The organism is Streptomyces sp. P1-3 (genome assembly GCF_050613155.1).
Taxonomy (GTDB): Bacteria; Actinomycetota; Actinomycetes; order Streptomycetales; family Streptomycetaceae; genus Streptomyces.
Genome location: NZ_CP192512.1, coordinates 7,033,060 through 7,052,673 on the forward strand (window position 1 = coordinate 7,033,060; position 19,614 = coordinate 7,052,673).

Here is a 19,614-nt window from a genome sequence, read left to right on the forward strand (position 1 = left end):
ACCCGAGGGGAGGGGGACGCGTGCCCGCGCCATGGCCCGGCCTGACCTGACCTGACCCGACCCGCTCCGTGCCGGTGGCCGTCGGTGTGGCCTGAGCGGCCGCGAACTCCGTCACGGGCGGAGCCGCTTCGTCGCTTCCCGCTGGCGCGCGTTCGCGCCTGTCAGGAAGCGGGTGACGACCTCCAGTTCCTCGGTGGTGAACTCCTCGTACAGTTCCGTGACTTCGCGCGCCCAGTCGTCGAAGAGCGGAGCCAGCTCTGCCAGCTTCTCCGGGCGGGACTCGACGAGCACCCGGCGCTTGTCCGTCGGGTGCTTCACTCTGCGGACGTAGCCCTTGTTCTCCAGCCGGTCCACCAGCCCGGTCACCGACGCGGGCGCCAGCCCCGAGAGCTCGGCGAGGTCCTTCGCGGTCAGGGCGCCATGGCGCTCGAGGAGGTCGAGGGTCTTGGTCTCGGTGGGGCCGAGGCCCTGCTTGGCCGCGACCGCCGTGTGGAACGCGACGGACGCCGCGCTGGAGTCCCGGCCCGCGGCGGTCAGGGCTGCGATCGCCTCGGCCCGTCGTGTGCTGTCGTCCCTGCTCATGGCGGAACCCTAGCAAATATTTCGTTCGGTCGAACGAAGGACTTGCGGACGGCCTTGCTGTCATGCAAGCATTTCGTTCGACCGAACGAAATAAGTTGAGGGACCCACGGGAGCCGAGATGACCGCGACATCCACCGCCGCCGCACCCCCCGCGGCGCTCCACCCGCACCGCTGGGCGGCAGCCGCCGTCATGATGGTCGCCGCGCTGATGGACCTCCTCGACGTGACGATCGTCAACGTGGCGATCCCGTCCATCGGGCGCGACCTGCACGCCTCCGAAAGCGCCCTCCAGTGGACCGTCTCCGCCTACCTGCTGGGCTTCGCCGCGACCCTCGTCGTCTCCGGGCACCTCGGCGACCGGTGCGGACGCAAGACGCTCTTCCTGGCAGGCACCGCCGGGTTCGGCATCGCCAGCCTCGCGTGCGGAATCGCGCAGAGCCCGGGGCAGCTGATCGCGGCACGCGCGTTCCAGGGCGTCATGGCCGCGATACTGATGCCGCAGGTCCTCGGCTCGTTCCGCACGTTGTTCCAGGGCAAGGAGCGCGGCGCCGCCTTCGGGATGTACGGAGCCGTCGCGGGCTTCGCCTCCGCCGTCGGGCTGCTGCTCGGCGGTCTCCTCACCGACGCCGACCTGTTCGGCTGGGGCTGGCGCGCGGTGTTCCTGGTGAACGTGCCGGTGGCCGCCGTGACGTTCGTCGCCGGGGCGGTCCTGGTCCCGGCGACCAGGGAGCGCTCGGCGGGCCGCCCCGACATCCTGGGCAGCCTGGTGCTGGCGACCGGTCTGATCGCCATCGTCCTGCCACTGGTGCAGGGGCGCTCCAACGGCTGGCCGCTGTGGGGCTGGATCTGCCTCGCCGCCGGTGTTCTGGTGGTCGTCGGACTGGCGCTGTTCGAGGCGCGCCGACGGGGCGGGACCGTACCGCTGCTGCCCGCGCGGGCCTTCCGCCTCCCCGCCTTCTCCGTGGGCGTGGCCGTACAGACGCTGTTCGCGATCGGCATGCAGGGCTTCTTCCTGGTCTTCGCGATCTGGCTGCAGGACGGCGAGGGCTACACCCCGATGCGGGCGGGCCTGGTCACGGTCGCCTTCTCGGTCGGCGGCTTCCTCACCGCCCCGGCCGCGGACGCTCTCGCGGTCAAGGCCGGCCGACTGGTGCTCGTCGCGGGCTCGCTGATGATGGCCGGCGGCTTCGCCTGGGTGTGGCACGCGGTGGCCCATGCCGACGCCACCCGCACCGGCGCCTGGCCGCTGGTCCCCGGGCTGGTCGTCGCGGGCGCGGGCCTCGGCTTCCTGGTCGTCCCGCTGGTGAACGTCGTCCTGTCCGCCGTCCCGGCCGACATCGCGGGCGGCGCCTCGGGAATCTTCTCCACGGCCCAGCAGTTCGGCGGCGCTCTCGGTGCCGCGGTGATCGGCGCGGTGTTCTTCGAGCACGCGGCGGGCGGCCTGACGGACGCGCTGTCGGCGGCGATGCCCTGGGTGATCACGGCGTTCGTGCTCTGCGCCGCCCTCTGCCCGGCCCTCCCGCGCACCGCCACCGCCGCCGCGAGGGACGCCTGAACCGCGACCCGGGGCCGTAACCGCAACCCGTGGCCGTCATGTGCCCGGTGGCGGCTCGACGCGGGCCAGCCAGGCCGTCAGGAGCGCCTCCAACTGCGCGGCCTCTTGCGGTGTCAGGGCGTCGAGGAGATGGCGCTCATTGCGCATGTGGTCGGTGAAGGCCTGGTCGAACAGTTCCCGACCCGCCTGGGTGAGCGCCACCACCCGTCCTCGGCCGTCGGCGGCGGATCGGCGGCGAGTGACGAGGCCGTCGCGTTCGAGCCGGTCGATCCGCTTGGTCATCGCGCCGGTCGTCACCATGGTGTGCGCCGCCAACTCGCCGGGCGCCCGCTCGAACGGATCGCCCGCACGCCGCAGCGCGGCCAGGACGTCGAACTCGCCCTCGCTCAGACCGTATCGCCGGTAGACGAGGCAGAGGCGCTCCGTCAGAAGCCTGCCGAGACGGTGCAGTCGCCCGATCACCGCCTGGGGGCTCACATCGAGGTCTGCTCGTTCGCGGGCCCACTCGGCTTGGATGCGGGCGACGTGGTCCATGGGCTGCTGCACAGCACCAGCGTACCCGCATACCTTCCATGGAAGCTATATTCCCTTCCATGGAAGGTAACTCTCGGTGGTCGCTGATCACCGCACTCGCGCCCATGGCATGGGGCACGAACTACTTCGTCACCCATGAGTTCCTGCCCGCCGGTCACCCGCTGTACGGAGCGGCGATCAGGGCACTGCCCGCCGGCGTCCTGCTCCTGGCCATATGCCGGAGGCTGCCGAGCGGATCCTGGTGGTGGAAGTCGCCGGTCCTCGGCTTCCTCAACATGGGCGGGTTCTTCGCGCTGGTCTACGTCGCCGCGCAGCGGCTCCCGACGAGTGTGGCCTCGACCGTCATGGCGACCTCGCCACTGGCCATGACCCTCATCGCGTGGGCACTGATCGCCGAACGGCCGCGCCCGGCACACCTCGCCGGTGCCGGCGTCGGTGCCGGCGGAGTCTGCCTCATGCTGCTCACCTCGACCGTGTCGATCGACGCCCTCGGCGTGCTCGCCTCCGTCGCCGCCATGGCGATGTCGTCCCTCGGCTACATCCTCGCCAAGCGCTGGGGCTCCGAAGTCGACGTACTCGCCGCCACCTCCTGGCAGCTCATGGCAGGCGGCCTTCTGCTGCTGCCCCTCGCCGCCGTCGTGGAGGGATCTCCGCCGGCTCTCGACGGTCCGTCCCTCGCCGGATTCGGCTACATCACGGTCGTGGCCACGGCGCTGGCCTTCGTCGCCTGGTTCGCGGGCTTGCGCCACCTGCCCGCGGCGACCGTCGGCCTGGTCGGGCTGCTCAACCCGGTGACCGGCGTGCTCCTGGGCACCGCGATCGCGGGGGAGGCGCTCACGGCCCAGCAGGTCTGCGGCCTCCTCCTGGTCCTGACCGGCATCCTCCTCGGGCGCCCCGCCGCACGAGGCGACCGGCGGCCGCGGCCGACCTGAAGATCGCCGGTGCGGCCGCGGGCGCCGCCGGTGCCGTCACGGTCGGCGCGGCGGCCCCGGCATCGGCGGCCGGCGGGGCCTTCGCGCACCCCGGGATGTGAGGCGACGGCACCGCCATCGGCCCCGGCCCCTGCCCCACCACCGCCTCCGGCGCGTCCGCCGGACCGTCCTCCTCGCCTCGCCCCCAGGGCGGGAAGGGCGACGGTGACCTGGCCGCCACCGGCGTCACCGCCCTGGCCGGAGGACTGCTCCTGCTCCGGCGCCGCGGACGTCGGATACGCTGAGCGGATGCGTCGTGACTCAGGGGAGCCGGGGCGGTCGGCCGTTCGCCAGGGGGTGGTGCTGGCGGGCGGCTACGGGCGGCGACTTCGACCGTTGACGTGTGATCGGCCGAAGGCGATGGTCGAGGTGCGGGGCACGCCGATCCTGCGGCATCAGATCGACTGGTTCGCCGAGTCCGGGGTGGAGCGGGTCATCGTCTCGGCGGGGTACCTGGCGACGGTGATCAGCGACTACCTCGGGTCGCGGGAGTTGCCGCTGCGCGCCGAAGTGGTGGTCGAGGAGCGGCCGTTAGGGCGCGGCGGGGGACTCAAGCGGGCCGCCAGGGTGCTGCCGTACCCCGACGAACCCTGGCTCGCCGCCTACGGGGACATCTGGACCAGCTTCTCCCTCTCCGACATGTGTGCGCACCACGAACGGCACGCCGCGCTGGCGACCGTGGCCCTGGCCCGCGCGGGGGCGCCGCGCGCCGGCGTGGAGTGCGATGAGCGGGGCCGGGTGACGTCGCTGGCATCGGCGGGGTCCCCGCGTCCCCGGGTGAACGCCGGGATATACCTCCTCGCCCCCGAGGCGGTCGACCTGCTTCCCGACGAAGGCGACCACGTCCAGAGCACTCTCGCCCACCTGATCAGGACCCGCCAGCTCATGGGATACCCGGTCGACGCTCCGTGGCGGGCCGTCAACACCCCCCAGGATCTGGCAGAACTTGAACGGGAACTCGCCAAGCCCCGGTCCGCCCGGACGGCATGACGTCAACATGAGCGAGAGTCGACTCGCCGGCCGATCGCATCGCGGGAGGAGCGCCCATGCGTCTGGGAGCCGTCGGTATCTGGAGTGTCGCGTTCACGCACGGGGATCGCGGCGAGGCGCGGGACGCGGCCGCCGAGCTGGAGGAGCTGGGCTACGGCACGCTGTGGCTCGGCGGCCGTCCCGGCGGGAACCCGGGCGGTGACCTCGTCACGACCGCCGAACTCCTCGCGGCGACCGGCCGGGTCGTGGTCGCCCCCTCGTGCGTGAACATCTGGTGGCTGACGGCGGATCGGCTGGCCGCCGCGTACGGCGGTCTTCCGGAGCGGGACCGCGCCCGCGCGCTGCTGGGCCTGGCCGTCGCCCACGCCCCGTTCTCGGAGCGTTACGACCGCCCCTACTCGACGATGTGCTCCTACTTGGACGAGCTGGACGCGGCCCCCCGGCCACTGCCGCCGGCCGCGCGGTTCGTGGGCGCGCACCGGCCCCGTATGACGCGGCTCGCCGCCGCACGAGCCGCCGGGGTCCAGCCCTATCTGGTCGGCTCCTCCCACACGGCCCGGGCGCGTGAACTGCTGGGTGAGGGGCCGCTGCTGGCGCCGATCCAGACGGTCGTCCTCCACGCCGGCCGGGCCGATGCCCAGGCGGCCCGTGCGACCGCCCGGGCTGCGATCAGCCCGTATCTGTCGCTGCCCAACTACGTCGACACCTGGCTCGCCGCCGGTTTCACGGAGGACGACGTGGCGGGGGGCGGCAGCGACCGGCTCGTCGACGAGCTGGTGGTGTGGGGCGAACCCGAGACGATCGCGGCCCGGGTCACCGAACACCTCGAGGCAGGCGCCGACCACGTCGCGCTGCAGGTCCTCGGCGAGGATCCGGACGCGTTCCCGCGCGGTGCGTGGCGTGAACTCCGTGCCGTGCTGCCCGGCGGCTAGGGGGGCGGGGTGTGGTGTCGGCCGTCATGGTTCCGCGTCATGCCGCGCCGGAATGGCCGAACCGGTGGCTCGGCGGCGCCGCGGCGCCCGGCGCTCAGCGGCCGAGGAACCGCTCGACAGCCGCCGCGAGGGCCTCGGGGGTCTCCTCCGGCGCGTAGTGGCCCGCCTCATCGAGCACCGCGAGCTCGGCGTTCGGGTACCACCGCAGCCAGGTCGCGTGCATGGCCTCCGGCCCCAGCGCCGGGTCGTGGGCACCGGCGACGAGGAGTACCGGGACCGGGTTGCCCCGCACACGCTCGTGGAAGTCGGTACGCGACCACGAGTCCAGATACGCGCGGAACGCCGCCGGTGACGAACGCTCCACAGAGCGGCTCACCATGGCGTCCAGCCAGGCGTCGTCGTACCGCCCACCGGTGGTGTTGTCGATGATCGCTCTGCGGTTGCCGGGACTCTCCGCGGCTCCGGCGAACAGCTCCCAGGTCTCCCCCTCGAGCGGGAAGCCGGACGCGGGCACCGGCGAGACGCCGACGATCGAGCGGACGCGTGACGGGGCGTCCAGCAGCATCAACTGGGCCGCCTTGCCGCCCATGGAGTGACCGAGGACCGAGAAGGACTCCCAGCCGAGACGGTCGGCCACGGCGAGGGCGTCCTCGGCGACCTCCTCCATGGTGAAGGCGCCCTCGGCGTCGATCGCCTCGCCGTACCCGCGGCAGTCGAGGAAGGCGTACGTGAACGCGTCCCCGTTCAGATACCGGCGCATCGGGTCGAAGCTGGACCGGTCGCCGAACCAGTTGTGGAGGAGCAGGACCCGTTCGGAACCGCTTCCCTGCACGTCGTGCGGAACAACCTGCCCTGTCACAGCGTCCCCTCCGGTCCGAGGTGGTCACCCGGTGCACGTGGCGGAGGCCACGGACGACCGAGTCTCGTTCCTTCCGGGAGGCCGGGTCAACGCGCCACGCGTCGCCCTACTGAGAACGCAGTACACGCCGGGTGACCCGACCTTTCCGGGCACGGCGGGTCAGGCGGCGGGGCAGTCCGCCACGGAGTCCGCCGAAGGCGCGGCAGCCGGGGCGGGGCGGGTCTCCGGCAGCAGCGCGAAGCAGCCCAGGCTCAGGAGCGCGACACCGGCGAGATACGCCGCGACGCCCCAGGGCGGCCCGCCGCCGCTCGTCACGACCGTCGCCACCAGGGGCGTCAGGGCGCCGCCGAAGACACCGCTCAGGTTGTAGCCGACCGCGGCCCCGGTGCAGCGCACCCGTGGCTCGAAGAGTTCCGGGAGATACGCCGCGACGACGGCGAACGTGGAGGTGAACGCCAGGCCCGCGCCCAGGAAGCCGAGGAACATCAGCAGCGGCTCGCCCGTGTGCAGCAGCGCGATCAGCGGATAGGCCCACAGCGCGGAAGCCGCACAGCCCAGCAGGCACATGGGCTTCCGCCCGAACCGGTCGCCGAACAGCGCCGCGATGGGTGTGAAGGCGGCCTTGACCGCCACGGCCGCCATGATGCAGGCCAGCACCACCGTCCTGCTGACGCCGAGTTCCTCGGTCGCGTACGCCAGGGACCAGGTGCTCACCGTGTAGAAGACCGCGTAGCCGGCCGTGAGCGCGCCCGCCGTCAGCAGCACGGTCCGCCAGTGGTCGCGTGCCACCTCGGCCAGGGGCAGCCGGGCGCGGCCGCCCTCGGCGGCCAGCTCCTCGAACCGCGGGCTCTCGGCCAGGGCGTGACGCAGCAGCACCCCGCCCAGCGCCAGCACCCCCGCCGCCCAGAACGGCACCCGCCAGCCCCAGGAGCGGAACTGGGCATCGCTGAGCGACGCGGACAGGGCCAGGACCACACCGTTGGCGAGCAGGAAACCGACCGCCGGACCGAACTGCGGAAAGCTGGTCCACAGCACGCGGCGCCGCTCGGGCGCGTGCTCAGCGGTGATCAGCACCGCGCCGCCCCACTCGCCGCCCACGCCGAGCCCTTGGAGGAAGCGCAGCACGAGCAGCAGCACGGGGGCGGCGATCCCGATCGATGCGTATGTGGGCACACAGCCGACGGCGACGGTCGCCACGCCCGTCAGCAGCAGCGAGGCGATGAGGACCGGCCGCCGCCCGTGGCGGTCGCCGATGTGCCCGAACAGCATCGAGCCGAGCGGTCGTGCCAGGAAGCCGATGCCGAAGGTGCCGAAGGCGGCGAGGGTGCCGGCGAGCGGGGAGAAGCTCGGGAAGAACAGCGGGCCGAGGACCAGTGCCGCGGCGGTGCCGTAGACGAAGAAGTCGTAGAACTCGATGGCGGTGCCCGCGAGCGAGGCGGTCGCCAGCCGGATCATGGAGGGTTGGTGCGCCGGGGGGCGCCGGATGGTGTCCGTGCGATCATCCACACCGCGCTCAACGAGCGCCCCGAGGGCCGGTCACCGGGCGCGCGGTGGCGCTCGCCGACCCCGCGGGTCCGACCGGCGCGCAGACGCCGACCGGACAGTGCGGCCCCACCGGCGCGAAGACCGCCCCTGCGGGGCCGCGCTCCGCGCATGGAAAGTCTCCGCCGGTGATATCTACGGTAGAGACCGGTTGCTATGCCCAGTCGCCGAGCCGGAGGGCCGCTGCCTTGTCCGACGTGCCTGACCTGCCCGGGCGTCCGCGCGCGCTGTTCGCCATGACGCCCGAGAACGTGCCGCGGCTCTTCCCTCCCGAGGTCCTGGACCGGGTCCGGCGGTCTGTCGAGATCGACCCGGAGCTGGTCGCCGACGACTTCGCCCGCCCCAGGGTCCGCGAGGCGCTGGCCCGCGCCGAGGTCCTGATCACCGGTTGGGGCTGCCCCCGGCTGGAGGAGACCGTGCTGGACGCGGCACCCGAGCTGCGGGCCGTGCTGCACGCGGCGGGCTCGGTCAAGGGCTTCACCACCCCCGCCGTCTGGGAGCGCGGCATCGCGGTGTCGTCGGCGGCCTCGGCCAACGCGCTGCCCGTAGCCGAGTACACGCTTGCCATGGTGCTGCTCGCGGGCAAGGACCTCTTCGCGCAGCGCGACCGCTACCGCGCGCAGCGGGCCTTCCCGTTCGGCGAGATCGTCCCCGGCGTCGGCAACTTCGGCCGCCGGGTCGGCGTCATCGGCGCCTCCCGCATCGGCCGCCGCCTCATCGAACTGCTGCGCCCCTTCGACCTGCGGGTCGGCCTCGCCGACCCGCACGTCGACGAGGCCGCCGCCGCGGCGCTCGGCGTGCCCCTGCTGCCCCTTGACGACCTCCTGCGCACCAGCGACATCGTCACCGTGCACGCCCCGCAGACCCCGGAGACCCACCACCTCATCGGCCGCCGCGAACTCGCGCTGATGCCCGACGGATCGGTGCTCCTCAACACCGCGCGCGGATCGCTCGTCGACCACGCGGCGCTCGTCGAGGAACTGCGGGGCGGACGGATCAGCGCCATCCTGGACGTCACCGACCCCGAGCCGCTGCCTGTCGACTCACCGCTCTTCGACCTGCCGAACGCCTTCGTCACCCCGCACGTCGCGGGTTCTCAGGGCAACGAGCTGGCGCGGCTCGGCCGCACCGTGACCGAGGAACTGGAGCGGCTGCTGACCGGCCGGGAGCTCGCCCACCGCATCGACCCCGCGGAACTGGAGCGCACCGCGTAACGGCCGCCGCCGGGCCGCCGCCTCCGGCCCCGCCGTACGAACGTCCGGTCCCGCTGGCGCACCGCCGCCCCGCACGGCCCCGGCCACGGGCTGCCAGCCCACAACCGTGCCTACCTCGACTGGCTCCGCTGCTCGACCGCCACCCGCGCCTCGTCGTCAAGGGCTGCGCGGCGGGCGGCATCACTGGTCCGTCGCCGGTCGACCGGCGCAAGACGGGCAGTGAACATCACCTGATCTGCGACGGACGGGGCTCCCCGCTGATGGACTCCTGATAGATGTCCGCGTTGGTGCGCGAGTCCTTGATCAGGTCGTCGCAGAAGGCGGCGACGTCGTTGCCGATGAGTTCCAGGACTCCCCTGCCGGCCGCCACGCCCTCCTCGAAGAAATCGACGATCCCCGAGAGCAGAGGCCCGTCAGGCAAGTCGACCGGCCCGACCTTGAAGAAGTACCTCTGCATCTCCTTGTAGACGATCTGGTAGTCCGGCGGCAGCGCCTGCACCCGCGCCAGATGCGCCCGCCACTGCTTCTTGCCCTGGATGATGTCTTGGATGCCCACATCAGCCTCCCAGCCGGCCCAGTTTCTTTGCGACGTTCCTGTTCAACTGCTCGCGCCACCGGTCGCGATGGCTCCGAGCCCCTTCTCCGCCGGTCAGCGCCGCGCAGAAGCCGGCGATGTCGTCGCCGAGCACCTCGTGAACGCTCTGCCCGTCCGCCGCTGATTCCTCGAGCAGCCCCAGGACGCCGTCAAAAATCGGCATCAGGTTGCGGCCCGTGAAGCCCGAGCTGGGGGAGACGTAGTACTTGATCTGCTCCCACGCCGCCCGGTAGTCGGCCGGCAAAGCCTCGGCCCGGGTTTCGAACGCCTTCCACTCCCTCGTGAGGTCGCTGCCCGTAATGGTCTCCCAGAAGTTCATCGCCCGCCCTCCTTGAGCCTGTCGATTCGTGATGAGAGGTACTCCCATTTCGCCCAGAACGTCGCGAGTTCTTCGCGCCCTGCGTCGTTGAGCGCGAAGAACTTGCGCGGTGGCCCCAGTCCGGATGGTCGTTTCGTCACCTGGACGAGCCCGTTCCGCTCCAGTCGCAGCAAGATGGTGTAGATCGTCCCCTCGACGACGTCGGTGAAGCCAAGTTCGTTCAGCCGACGCGTGATGGCGTACCCGTAGGTCTCCTCGCTGCCGATGATTTGAAGCACGCAGCCCTCAAGCGTGCCCTTCAGCATCTCCGTCAGATCGTCCATCGCGGGTCCTCTTCGGTCCTCCTGGTACTACGTAGTACCAAGTACTGCTACACGGTATCACAGAGTAGTGGACCGGGTGCCTGAACGCTGTTCCGTAAATGACCTCTGACGTGCATGCCAGGCTGCTCGTTTCCTGGTCACCCGGTGATCGTGAGGCCGGTGCCCCGGTAGCCGCCGTCTGCGATGGCCGTGGCCCGGCCGACGGCATCCTTGGCGCCGGACAGCGCCCACGCCTTGCAGTCATTGCGGTTGCCTGGCACCGGTCGGCCGCCGAACAAAAGGGCCAGCTGTCGCAGCGTCAAGTTCGTTCGCCAGTAGGCGGTCACCAGCAGCACACGGCCCTCCCAGCGGCAGGCTCCATGGACGGCCTTGCGAACCGGATCCGCGCCTTCGCGGCGTAACGCAGTGATCAGCTTGCGGAAGCAGCGCGGGCTCAGCCCGGTGAACGGGGCTGTCCAGACACCTCAGGCGTGTAAGAAGTCAAGTTCGGAGTGCTGAGTCCCTGTGTAGCCTGTCGATCTGTTCGAACGGCGAGGGGCTGAGGGTGGACAGGGAACGCCAGCACGTTGGCATCCAGCTCCCCGAGGGGTCCTGGTGGGACTGGGACGTCATCACCTGGAACGCCGGTCAGTTCCGTCTGGCGGCCGGACATGACCTCACCTACTGCCACGGCCTGGAGTTGGTCTTCGGCGATCCGGTCTTCGTCAGCTGCCCGGCGATGTTTCACGACCCGGTCTTCCGCGTGCCGACGAGCGAGGAGCGGATGCGAGTCGCTCGTCAGCTGGGTGAGGAACCGCCGGTTTTCGTCGCCTTCGAAGCGGACGCGGGCGGTCAGGAGCCCGTCCCATGCCTCATCGCCGCGGAGCGGTTCGAGGTAGTGCATGAGACCGTTCTGAGGTACTGGCGGGATGACGCAGTCCCTGGTCAGCGCTTCGCTCCGTGGGTGCGGCCTCCGGCGTAGCCAACGAGGCGAACTATGCAGCCACCACCCTGGCAGACGAGGACGAGAAGGCGATGCCTCATCGAAGCGCCGGCCGTGCTGCAGGCAGTGGTAGAGCTGTCCGATCATGCGGTTGAAGAGATTGCGCTGGGCGGCGGCGTGCCAGTCACCGTGCTCTTCGCGGCGGCGTCGGTAGTGGGTCTTGGCGCCAGGTGAGGCGGTGATCGCGGAGAAGGCCCATAGATAGCCGGCGTGGTTGAGGCGGTCGTTCTTCACCCAACGGCGGGTGATCGCAGCCTTCTTGCCCGAAGCTCTGGTGACACGCGAGGAGCCGGCGTATGCCTTCAGACCGCGGGCGCCCGCGAACCGGTTGCGGTCGTCGCCGATCTCGGGGCCTGTGCAGCGCGGACGCGTCAGCCATCACGCCTCGGTCCGCCTCAGCAAGGCGGAACGCATAACGATAGGTAGCGCCCCGCTCAGGACCGCGTCCTTGAGCTCCGCGCGGTGCGCGGCTGATTCCTGTACTCAAGCTGTCGGGCGCTCGCTCGCGACACGAGGTACTGGCCAAACAGCGACCTGCCCGCGCCGAGTGCAACACCTGCGAGAGACAACAACATGTCCTCGCCTGCCGGCAGATGGCCGCTCGTGTTACGAGCTCTTAGCAGAGGGCTTTCCGGGCGCTCTTCGCTTGCATTTCTGGAAAAAGTGTGGGCACAGGGAGATGTCCTTCTTCTCGTGTGCACACAAGCCGAATGGGTCTGTCAAGGGTGAGGATCATCACCCCGGAAAACCCCCGCTTTTTGGCGGCTTCCCGGGGTCCCTGGGCTGCTACGTTCAATTCGCGAAAGCCGTTCGCCGGTTGAATTCGTCCCGGCCATTCTTCGGAGTTCCTCCATGTCTTCTGACAGCACAATCGCCGTCGCTTCCGCGCGCCCGGCGGCCCCCGGGGATTCACCCCGGGGGCGTCATCTCGGCCTGGCCCTGGTCGTGATCGCCGCGGCCCAGTTGATGGTGGTCCTGGACGCCACGATCACGAACATCGCCCTGCCCAGCATCCAGACCGACCTGGGCGTGTCCGACTCGGGCCTGGCGTGGATCGTCAACTCGTACGCGCTGGCCTTCGGCGGGCTGCTGCTGCTCGGCGGACGGGCCGGCGACCTGTTCGGGCGCCGGCGGATGTTCCAGGCCGGCATCGCGGTGTTCACGCTGGCGTCGCTGCTCGGCGGGCTGGCCCCGAACGAGGCGCTGCTGATCGGCGCACGCGTGCTCCAGGGAGTCGGCGCGGCGCTCGCCGCGCCCAGTGCGCTGGCGTTGATCGCCACGACGTTCCCGGCGGGCAAACCGCGCAACACGGCGATGGGTGTGTACGCCGCGATGGCGGGTCTCGGCTCCACCATCGGCCTGCTCCTGGGCGGCGTCCTGACCGACTACCTGGACTGGCGCTGGGTCTTGTTCGTCAACATCCCGATCGGCCTGGCCGTGCTGGCCGGGACCAGGACCCTCGTGGAGGCCGAACGCCACCCCGGCCGCCTCGACATCCCCGGCGCGATCACCGGCACCGGCGGTCTGATCGCCCTGGTCTACGGCATCACCCGCGGCGGCGAGCACGGCTGGACCGGCGGCCTGACGCTGGCCTCCTTCGCCACCGCCGCGGTCCTGCTGGCCGCCTTCCTGGTCGTCCAGGCCCGCACCGGGCACCCGATGATGCCGCTGCGGCTGTTCAAGGACCGCAACCGGTGGGGCAGCTACGCCACCATGCTGCTCATCGGCTCCGGCATGTTCGCCACCTTCTACTTCCTGACGCTCTATATGCAGCTGATCCTCGGCTACAGCCCGGTGCGGACCGGCTTCGCCTACCTGCCGTTCAGCTTCGGCATGGCCGCGGCGGCGGGCATCAGCTCCAAGCTGGTCACCCACGTCGCACCCCGGGCCATCGCCGGGCCGGGCCTGCTGGTCGCGGCCGCGGGCATGTTCTGGTTCGCCACGTTGGAGCCGGACTCCTCGTACACCGCGCACCTGATGCCCGCCATGTTCGTCACGGCCCTGGGCCTGGGCATGAGCTTCGTGCCGATGACGCTGGGCGCGGTCAGCGGGGTCGCGCACGAGGACACGGGGATCGCCTCGGCGCTGCTGAACACCGCGCAGCAGATCGGCGGCGCACTGGGCCTCGCGGTGCTGTCGACGATCTCCACCTCGGCGTCGGACGCCAAGCTCCCGAAGGCGGCCTCCGCCCTCTATCGGGGCCTGGCCACGGAGGACTTCGGCCTGGTGGCGCGGGCGGGTGAGGCGCTGACCCACGGCTACACGGTGGCGTTCGCCGCCGCGGGCGCCATGTTCCTGGCCGGCCTGGCCGTCACCGTGCTGGCCGTCAACGCCGGCAGGCAGCGGCACACCGAGGGCGCGGCCCCCGCCCACATGGGCTGACGCAGGAAGGCCCGGGACCGCGCGTTCGCGGTCCCGGGCCTTCCCCTGTCTGCTGCCTGCCGAAACGGCGCCTACCGGCCGTGCTTGGCCGGAGTGGTACGGACAGAGCCGTTGCCCTCCGCGAGCTTCCACTCCCGGTGCAGGGAGCCCAGCGGGATGCGCTTCTCGAAGACCGGAGTACCGAAGATCTTCAGGTGGAACAGGAGCGCTCCGGACAAGTCGACCCCGCCGGCGACCAGCCAGTGGCCCACGGCCGAGCCGTTCCCGTCGCTGGATCCCGTCGCGCTGGCCTCGGCGTCGCCGCGCAGGTACGGCGCGAGTTCGGCGGTCACGCCGGTCACGCCGTAGAGGCCGACGGTGGCCTCGGCGCCGAGGGTGGCCTTGACCTCGCCCTTCGCGGCCACCGTGGCCTTGATCGGGGACGCCTTGATGTCGGACTCGTTGACGGCGTGCCAGCCCTTGGCCCGGCTGTAGCTGCCGCCGACCCGGAAGTCGCCCTTGACGTCCTCCTTGACGTCGACGCTGACGCGGCCGTCGGCGTCCACCTCGATGTAGGCGGTGAGGTCGAGGTTGACCACGACCGGGACCGGGCCGACCTGGATGACCGGGTCGGCGTGCAGTTTGGCGAACGGCATCCGCAGCGGCTTGCCGTCCGGGGTGCGGGCGGCCGCCTGGCCCTTGAGCCGCCACTGCGAGGACCAGTCGCCGGACAGGCCCAGGTAGGCGCCGCCGGGCGAGCCGGAGTGGCCGGCGCCCCCGCCGTCGTACGAGAACTCCACCTCCGGTGCCAGCTGGACGAAGCCCGAGACCGACGCGGCGGCGGACGCCGGGGCGTCCTCGGCGGTGGCGATCTCGGCACCGACGTCGAGGCGGAGGTTGCCCAGCGGAACCTTCGTGCCCTGCGGCCCGGAGTGCACGCCGCCGGCCTTCGACCAGGACACCTTGACGCCCTTGACCAGTGGTTCGACCGCCACCGAGGCCGGGTCGACGGGCACTTGGCCGTCGGCCTTGGCGCCGCCCAGCAGCGAGTTGAGGGTGGCCGGGGCGGTCTTGACCTCGGTCGCCCGCTTGGTGGTGCCGAGCACCTCGGTGACCTTGGCGAGTACACCGTCGGGGGCACCGGGCACGGGCCCGCTGGCGACGACGTCGCCCACGGCGAGGCTGTCGTGGCCGTCCGCTCCGGTGCCGGACGCGGGCGTCTGGCTGGGCTCGGCCTTGGGGGAGCCCTTCGCCCGGGGCGCGGGCGTGGAGATGACGGCCCGTCCGCTGTTCCGGTCGAACGAGGTGATCTTCAGCGAGGACTTCTGGACCGGGCGGTCGCCACCGGTGGGGCGGGCGACGGCGGTCGGGGTGGCCGACGCCGCGGGGCCCTTGCCGACGGCGAGCTGCCCGTCGGCAGAGGTGCCGGGGGCCGCGTCATCGGCGGACGAGGGCCGCGCCGCGGCGGGCTTGCCGGGACCGGACGACTCGGACGGCCCGGTCGCCGAGCACCCGACAGCGAGCAGTGCCATGGCACTGAGCGCAGGCAGTAAAGCGGTTCTGGATATCTTGCGCACGTTGGATCCTCGGGGGCGTGAGGTGGGGACGGCCGCAAGGCGCCCCGGAAGGGCGTCTCGGGGCCGCGTCACACGTCATCGGCACGAAAGACGGCCGCTCGTGGGCGGTTTGCCCAAGAGCGGTCGATTGCGTGATCATGCCATGCTCCCGGCGGGCGGCAAGAGGCAGGCCGCTCAGTGCGCGGTGCAGAAGGTCACTGGGGGCCGAGGTCACCGGGGCTGAGCAGGCTCTTGAACGAGGGCTGGAGGTCCGGCCCGAAGCCCTCGCCCTCGGTGGAGGAGTCGAACCAGTCGACGGACGAGACCCGGTCGTTGAAGTCCCCGGTCCAGTCGTCGTGCTCGGCGTGGATGTAGACGTTGTTCAGCTGGGAGTGCTTCTCCTGGCCGTGCATGTGGATGTAGGGGTTGTGGTCGACCTGTGCGTGCTCCCGCAGATAGGCCTCGGTTTCGTCGGAGGTGTTCATGTACGCGGAGCTGGCGAGGTCGTTCGCCCCGTACGGGGCCAGGGAGTCCACCTGGCCTGTGATGATCCAGATCTGGGCGTCCTGCTCGCCGTTGTAGTCGGCGTCCTCGTACAGGCACAGGGACTCTTCCGGGCAGGCCTCCAGGCCGTGCCCCTGGGCCACGCGGACCGGCGCGTCTTCGGTTGCCGACGCGGACGTCTGGGGCGCCACGAGGGCGGCCGCGGCCAGCCAGGCCGCGGTTGCGGTCTTCTTGATCATGACCGGAACAACGAAAACCCGTGGGCCAGGTCACGTCCTGCGCCGTTCAGCAACTCGTTCAGCCGCAGTGCCGTCACGTCTGCCTTTCGGTAGAGGGGGGATCGGCCGCCAGGCGCAGGGGATGCCACGTGGGCGTGACCGATAATCGGCGATATGCCGCCCAGCCCTCCGCCAGATTCGAAGCACCGTCCACCCCGGAGCCCCTTCGCCGGTCCGGGCGAGCGGGGGCCGCGGCTGTGGCGGGCCGTGGGGGAGGGGATCCTCGCCGGACTGCTCATGGCCCTCACGTACCAGGCCGTGTCGGGGGTCGGCAGCACGCTCGACGGCGGGCCCACGATGGTCCTGGCGCTCGCCGGTGTCGGGCTGGTGCTGGTGCGGCGCCGGTTCCCGGTGGCGAGCGCGCTCGGACTGGCCGCGCTGATGGGACTCATGCCCGCCGTGGCGATGCTGACCGCGGTGGCCGTGTACGGCGCGACCCGGCAGACCGAGGCGCCCCGCCGGCGCGCCGCGCTGCTGCTCGCCGGGGTCGCGCTGGCGATGTCGGCGTGCACCGGGTTCGCGCCCGAGGTGGGGTTCGGCAGCAGGTCGTACGGACTCGCGCTCGGCGCGGTGCTCGCCGCGACCACCGTCATCGTGCCCGGCCTCGTCGGCACGGCCGCGGGGCAGCAGGACCGCCTGCTGCAGGCGCTGCGGGAGCGTACGGCCGCCGCCGAAGAGGCGCGCCGGCTCGCGGACAGCGAGTCGCGCATGCACGAGCGGTCGCGGATCGCCGCGGAGATGCACGACCTCGTCGGCCACCGGCTGAGCCTGATCTCGCTGCACGCGGGCGGCCTGGAGATGGCGCTGCTGAAGGAGTCGCCCGAACTGCGCGACGAGGCCGCGCTGGTGCGCCGCGCCACCCGCGACGCGATGCAGGAGCTGCGCGAGGCGCTGGGGGTCCTCGGCCCGCTGGGACGGGACACCGGCACCGACGCGCTGACCGACGCGACGGGCACCCGCTCGGACATCGGGGCGCTGGTCGAGGAGTCACGCGCCGGCGGCATCCCCGTCGAGTTCTCCTGGCAGGGCGCCGATCTCGACGCGCGGCCGGCCCGCGTGCGGCGGGCGGTGCACCGGGTGGTGCGCGAGTCGCTCACCAACGTGCACCGGTACGCGGCCGGGGCCCATGTGACCGTCGCCGTCACCCACACCGGCGACCGGGTGGAGATCCGGGTGCGCAACGGTGTGCCGCCCGCACCGCCCGCCGCCGCGACGGGGCTCGGCTCCGGGCGCGGGCTGACCGGCCTGCGCGAGCGGGTGGCGCTGCTCGGCGGCGGCTTCGAGGCGGGCCCGACACCGGGCGGCGGGTTCGCCGTGGCGGCGGACATCCCCGCGGACCCCGGGACCGGCCCCGAGGCGACGGGCGCGGCGCCGTACGAGGACGGGGCGGGCCGCGTCGCGGCCGTCGAGCCCGGCCGGGAGCTCTCCACCGTCCAGCGGCGCCTGGCCGGCGCCGTCACCGGGCTGCTCGGCATGGCGGGCGTGGGCGTGATGATGCTGTTCGGGCTCGTCCTGCTGGACCAGGCGCGGGAGCCCGACTACCAGCCCCCGCCCAAGCCCCGGCTGGGGATGACCAAGGAGCAGGTGGAGGGCGCCGTCGCCTACGACGACGACGTGGTGCGCGCGGCCGCCGCCGGGCGCGAGCCGCCGCGGCCCCGGTCCGCCACGACCTGCATCTACCCGTACGCGGGGGGCGAGGCCAAGGGCGGGCGGCTGGAGATCGTCCGCTACTGTTTCCGCGCCGACAGCTTGATCGCGATCGACCGTTTCAAGGTCCCCATGGTGACCGAATCGCCCCGTGGAGGCAGGACGCATGACTGACCAGGCCCACGCCGCAGGGGTTCCCGGGGCGGGTTCCGCGATCCGGGTGCTGCTCGCCGACGACGAGGAGATGATCCGGCACGGCGTCCGGCTGATCCTCCGGCACGCCGACGGCATCGAGGTGGTGGCCGAGGCGGTCAACGGCGCCGAGGCCGTCCGGCTCGCCGCCGAGCACCGGCCGGACGTGGTGCTCCTCGACATCCGTATGCCCGTGCTCGACGGGCTCGCGGCCATCGAGCGGCTGCTCGCCGCGGACCCCGCCCCGCAGGTCGTCATGCTCACCACCTTCGGCGACGAGGAGAACGTCGTCCGGGCCCTGAAGTCCGGCGCCATCGGCTTCCTGCTCAAGGACGAGGGTCCGCAGGAGCTGATCAGCGCGGTACGGGCCGCGGCCGCGGGGGACGCGGTCCTCTCGCCCGGGGTCACCGGAGCCGTCATCCGGCGGATGCTGCGGGGCGGCGCGGCCGGTGCCGAGCCCGTCACGCCGGACCGGCGGCTGGCCGGGCTGACGGGCCGGGAGCGCGAGGTGCTGGCCATGCTGGGGGAGGGGCTGTCGAACCTGGAGATCGGCGAGCGGCTCGGCATCGGCGTCGGGACGGTCAAGACGCACGTCCGGTCGATCCTGGAGAAGACGGGGTCGAGCAGCCGGGTGCAGGCGGCCCTGCTGGCGCACCAGGCGGGGCTGATGGGCTGAGCCGCGAAGCGGCGGGTGGGCGGCCGGGGGAGAGAGTCCCCTAAGGGGGAGGGTCTACCTCATGGCAGAGTCCCGGTAATCCGGAAGTAGCACCTCCGTAGGTCGGGTCTGCCCATGGGCAGGCGGCGGATTCACGCCCTGAGAGCGACGGATCCGGGGGTGGGCCGCGACCACGATGGAAGGGAGTCGAACCGCCCCTTCCAGGAGTCCCCATGCAGCAAGCAGCCACCCCCGCGTCCCGCCAGGTCCCCGCCGTCGCCGCCGCCCGCGCGACCGAGCTGAGCAAGGTCTACGGCGAGGGCGAGACCCGCGTGGTCGCCCTCGACTCGGTCTCCGTGGAGTTCGGGCGCGGCCGGTTCACCGCGATCATGGGACCGTCCGGCTCGGGCAAGTCGACGCTGATGCACTGCATGGCGGGCCTCGACTCCATCTCCGCGGGATCCGCCCGGATCGGTGAGACCGAGCTGTCCAGCCTGAACGACCGGCACCTCACCAAGCTCCGCCGGGACAAGATCGGCTTCGTCTTCCAGGCGTTCAACCTGCTGCCCACGCTGACCGCCATCGAGAACATCACGCTGCCCATGGACATCGCCGGCCGCAAGCCCGATCAGAAGTGGCTCGACCTGGTCGTCAACACCGTCGGTCTCGGCGGGCGGCTCCAGCACCGCCCCTCGCAGCTCTCCGGAGGCCAGCAGCAGCGGGTCGCCGTGGCCCGCGCGCTGGCCGGCCGACCGGAGATCATCTTCGCGGACGAGCCGACCGGCAACCTCGACTCCCGCTCCGGCGCCGAGATCCTGGGCTTTCTGCGGGAGTCCGTGCGCGAGCTGGGGCAGACCGTCGTGATGGTCACCCACGATCCGGTGGCCGCCTCCTACGCGGACCGGGTGGTCTTCCTCGCCGACGGGCGCCTCATCGACGAGCTGCCCGCCCCCAGCTCCGAGGACGTACTCGACCGCATGCGGCTCTTCGACGCCAAGGGCCGGACGAGCTGACGCGCCCCTT

Annotated in this window: 19 protein-coding genes and 2 pseudogenes; 10 read left to right on the top strand and 11 right to left on the bottom strand. The window is 71.9% G+C overall.

All coding sequences use genetic code 11. The features are described 5' to 3' along the window. Nucleotides 1-111 precede the first annotated feature (111 nt). Nucleotides 112-582, bottom strand: coding sequence for a MarR family winged helix-turn-helix transcriptional regulator (locus tag ACQUSR_RS30025; RefSeq protein WP_431045911.1), 471 nt, complete (start codon nt 580-582; stop codon nt 112-114). Nucleotides 583-700: 118 nt separating this feature from the next. Here ACQUSR_RS30025 and ACQUSR_RS30030 point away from each other — a divergent pair, with 118 nt between their 5' ends. Next, nucleotides 701-2,137 (top strand): MFS transporter, encoded by a 1,437-nt coding sequence (locus ACQUSR_RS30030; RefSeq protein ID WP_431045913.1) that lies wholly within the window; start codon nt 701-703, stop codon nt 2,135-2,137. Nucleotides 2,138-2,173: 36 nt separating this feature from the next. Here the strand turns inward: ACQUSR_RS30030 and ACQUSR_RS30035 are convergent, their stop codons facing one another. Beyond that, nucleotides 2,174-2,671, bottom strand: coding sequence for a MarR family winged helix-turn-helix transcriptional regulator (locus ACQUSR_RS30035; RefSeq protein WP_431047927.1), 498 nt, complete (start codon nt 2,669-2,671; stop codon nt 2,174-2,176). Nucleotides 2,672-2,730: 59 nt separating this feature from the next. On the opposite strand from ACQUSR_RS30035, the gene ACQUSR_RS30040 reads away from it, so the two are divergent. The 3 genes from ACQUSR_RS30040 to ACQUSR_RS30050 all read left to right on the top strand — a co-directional run bounded on the left by ACQUSR_RS30040 (nt 2,731) and on the right by ACQUSR_RS30050 (nt 5,564). Next, nucleotides 2,731-3,603, top strand: a complete 873-nt coding sequence (locus ACQUSR_RS30040) for an EamA family transporter (protein WP_431045915.1) — start codon at nt 2,731-2,733, stop codon at nt 3,601-3,603. 288 nt (nt 3,604-3,891) lie between these two features. Further along, entirely contained in the window at nt 3,892-4,632 is a 741-nt protein-coding gene (locus ACQUSR_RS30045; protein WP_431045917.1) for a nucleotidyltransferase family protein, read from the top strand. Between the two features lie 56 nt (nt 4,633-4,688). Continuing rightward, complete coding sequence (locus ACQUSR_RS30050; protein WP_431045919.1) at nt 4,689-5,564, top strand: TIGR03620 family F420-dependent LLM class oxidoreductase; 876 nt, start codon at nt 4,689-4,691, stop codon at nt 5,562-5,564. 94 nt (nt 5,565-5,658) lie between these two features. Here ACQUSR_RS30050 and ACQUSR_RS30055 read toward each other — a convergent pair whose 3' ends face one another. Together ACQUSR_RS30055 and ACQUSR_RS30060 are read right to left on the bottom strand one after the other, a co-directional pair. Next, a complete protein-coding gene (locus ACQUSR_RS30055) occupies nt 5,659-6,423 on the bottom strand; it encodes an alpha/beta fold hydrolase (protein ID WP_431045921.1) in 765 nt (254 codons plus the stop codon). Between the two features lie 159 nt (nt 6,424-6,582). After that, nucleotides 6,583-7,878 carry an MFS transporter gene (locus ACQUSR_RS30060; RefSeq protein WP_431045923.1) on the bottom strand — a complete coding sequence of 432 codons (1,296 nt, stop codon included), beginning with the start codon at nt 7,876-7,878 and terminating at the stop codon, nt 6,583-6,585. Between the two features lie 293 nt (nt 7,879-8,171). Between ACQUSR_RS30060 and ACQUSR_RS30065 the strand changes: the two genes are divergently transcribed. Next, nucleotides 8,172-9,179 (top strand): hydroxyacid dehydrogenase, encoded by a 1,008-nt coding sequence (locus ACQUSR_RS30065; RefSeq protein WP_431047929.1) that lies wholly within the window; start codon nt 8,172-8,174, stop codon nt 9,177-9,179. A 226-nt stretch (nt 9,180-9,405) separates the two neighbouring features. On the opposite strand, the gene ACQUSR_RS30070 is transcribed toward ACQUSR_RS30065, so the two are convergent. The 4 genes and pseudogenes from ACQUSR_RS30070 to ACQUSR_RS30085 form a co-directional block, all read right to left on the bottom strand. Further along, a complete protein-coding gene (locus ACQUSR_RS30070; RefSeq protein ID WP_431045925.1) occupies nt 9,406-9,735 on the bottom strand; it encodes a DUF1048 domain-containing protein in 330 nt (109 codons plus the stop codon). Between the two features lies 1 nt (nt 9,736). Further along, complete coding sequence (locus tag ACQUSR_RS30075; protein ID WP_431045927.1) at nt 9,737-10,093, bottom strand: DUF1048 domain-containing protein; 357 nt, start codon at nt 10,091-10,093, stop codon at nt 9,737-9,739. Then, nucleotides 10,090-10,416, bottom strand: a complete 327-nt coding sequence (locus tag ACQUSR_RS30080; RefSeq protein ID WP_431045929.1) for a PadR family transcriptional regulator — start codon at nt 10,414-10,416, stop codon at nt 10,090-10,092. The genes ACQUSR_RS30075 and ACQUSR_RS30080 overlap by 4 nt, the downstream gene beginning before the upstream one ends. Nucleotides 10,417-10,562: 146 nt before the next feature. Next, nucleotides 10,563-10,853, bottom strand: a pseudogene (locus ACQUSR_RS30085) (transposase family protein); the annotation flags it as partial. Nucleotides 10,854-10,960: 107 nt separating this feature from the next. Here ACQUSR_RS30085 and ACQUSR_RS30090 point away from each other — a divergent pair. Further along, nucleotides 10,961-11,377: a hypothetical protein gene (locus tag ACQUSR_RS30090; protein WP_431045932.1), complete on the top strand. Its 417-nt coding sequence runs from the start codon at nt 10,961-10,963 to the stop codon at nt 11,375-11,377. Between the two features lie 33 nt (nt 11,378-11,410). Here ACQUSR_RS30090 and ACQUSR_RS30095 read toward each other — a convergent pair. Then, a pseudogene (locus ACQUSR_RS30095) lies at nt 11,411-11,746 on the bottom strand (transposase); the annotation flags it as partial. A 504-nt stretch (nt 11,747-12,250) separates the two neighbouring features. Between ACQUSR_RS30095 and ACQUSR_RS30100 the strand changes: the two are divergent. Further along, a complete protein-coding gene (locus ACQUSR_RS30100; protein ID WP_431045934.1) occupies nt 12,251-13,780 on the top strand; it encodes a DHA2 family efflux MFS transporter permease subunit in 1,530 nt (509 codons plus the stop codon). 71 nt (nt 13,781-13,851) lie between these two features. Here ACQUSR_RS30100 and ACQUSR_RS30105 read toward each other — a convergent pair whose 3' ends face one another. Continuing rightward, on the bottom strand, nt 13,852-15,336 hold the full coding sequence (locus tag ACQUSR_RS30105; RefSeq protein WP_431045936.1) for a hypothetical protein: 1,485 nt from the start codon (nt 15,334-15,336) through the stop codon (nt 13,852-13,854). A gap of 194 nt (nt 15,337-15,530) precedes the next feature. After that, entirely contained in the window at nt 15,531-16,058 is a 528-nt protein-coding gene (locus ACQUSR_RS30110) for a peptidase inhibitor family I36 protein (RefSeq protein ID WP_431045938.1), read from the bottom strand. A gap of 153 nt (nt 16,059-16,211) precedes the next feature. On the opposite strand from ACQUSR_RS30110, the gene ACQUSR_RS30115 reads away from it, so the two are divergent. The 3 genes from ACQUSR_RS30115 (at nt 16,212) to ACQUSR_RS30125 (ending at nt 19,604) form a co-directional block, all read left to right on the top strand. Continuing rightward, complete coding sequence (locus ACQUSR_RS30115; protein WP_431045940.1) at nt 16,212-17,918, top strand: sensor histidine kinase; 1,707 nt, start codon at nt 16,212-16,214, stop codon at nt 17,916-17,918. Then, a complete protein-coding gene (locus ACQUSR_RS30120; protein WP_431045942.1) occupies nt 17,911-18,612 on the top strand; it encodes a response regulator in 702 nt (233 codons plus the stop codon). Before ACQUSR_RS30115 ends, ACQUSR_RS30120 begins: the two co-directional genes overlap by 8 nt. A gap of 212 nt (nt 18,613-18,824) precedes the next feature. Next, complete coding sequence (locus ACQUSR_RS30125; RefSeq protein ID WP_431045944.1) at nt 18,825-19,604, top strand: ABC transporter ATP-binding protein; 780 nt, start codon at nt 18,825-18,827, stop codon at nt 19,602-19,604. The last annotated feature ends 10 nt before the right edge of the window (nt 19,605-19,614 follow it).

Excerpts from the sequence above, each read along its gene's own strand:
- ACQUSR_RS30100 (WP_431045934.1), top strand. The coding sequence starts at position 12,251 with ATGTCTTCTGACAGCACAATCGCCGTCGCTTCCGCGCGCCCGGCGGCC.
- ACQUSR_RS30030 (WP_431045913.1), top strand. The coding sequence starts at position 701 with ATGACCGCGACATCCACCGCCGCCGCACCCCCCGCGGCGCTCCACCCG.
- ACQUSR_RS30035 (WP_431047927.1), bottom strand. The coding sequence starts at position 2,671 with ATGGACCACGTCGCCCGCATCCAAGCCGAGTGGGCCCGCGAACGAGCA.
- ACQUSR_RS30045 (WP_431045917.1), top strand. The coding sequence starts at position 3,892 with ATGCGTCGTGACTCAGGGGAGCCGGGGCGGTCGGCCGTTCGCCAGGGG.
- ACQUSR_RS30120 (WP_431045942.1), top strand. The coding sequence starts at position 17,911 with ATGACTGACCAGGCCCACGCCGCAGGGGTTCCCGGGGCGGGTTCCGCG.
- ACQUSR_RS30115 (WP_431045940.1), top strand. The coding sequence starts at position 16,212 with ATGCCGCCCAGCCCTCCGCCAGATTCGAAGCACCGTCCACCCCGGAGC.
- ACQUSR_RS30025 (WP_431045911.1), bottom strand. The coding sequence starts at position 582 with ATGAGCAGGGACGACAGCACACGACGGGCCGAGGCGATCGCAGCCCTG.
- ACQUSR_RS30125 (WP_431045944.1), top strand. The coding sequence starts at position 18,825 with ATGCAGCAAGCAGCCACCCCCGCGTCCCGCCAGGTCCCCGCCGTCGCC.
- ACQUSR_RS30080 (WP_431045929.1), bottom strand. The coding sequence starts at position 10,416 with ATGGACGATCTGACGGAGATGCTGAAGGGCACGCTTGAGGGCTGCGTG.
- ACQUSR_RS30110 (WP_431045938.1), bottom strand. The coding sequence starts at position 16,058 with ATGATCAAGAAGACCGCAACCGCGGCCTGGCTGGCCGCGGCCGCCCTC.
- ACQUSR_RS30060 (WP_431045923.1), bottom strand. The coding sequence starts at position 7,878 with ATGATCCGGCTGGCGACCGCCTCGCTCGCGGGCACCGCCATCGAGTTC.
- ACQUSR_RS30075 (WP_431045927.1), bottom strand. The coding sequence starts at position 10,093 with ATGAACTTCTGGGAGACCATTACGGGCAGCGACCTCACGAGGGAGTGG.
- ACQUSR_RS30050 (WP_431045919.1), top strand. The coding sequence starts at position 4,689 with ATGCGTCTGGGAGCCGTCGGTATCTGGAGTGTCGCGTTCACGCACGGG.
- ACQUSR_RS30040 (WP_431045915.1), top strand. The coding sequence starts at position 2,731 with ATGGAAGGTAACTCTCGGTGGTCGCTGATCACCGCACTCGCGCCCATG.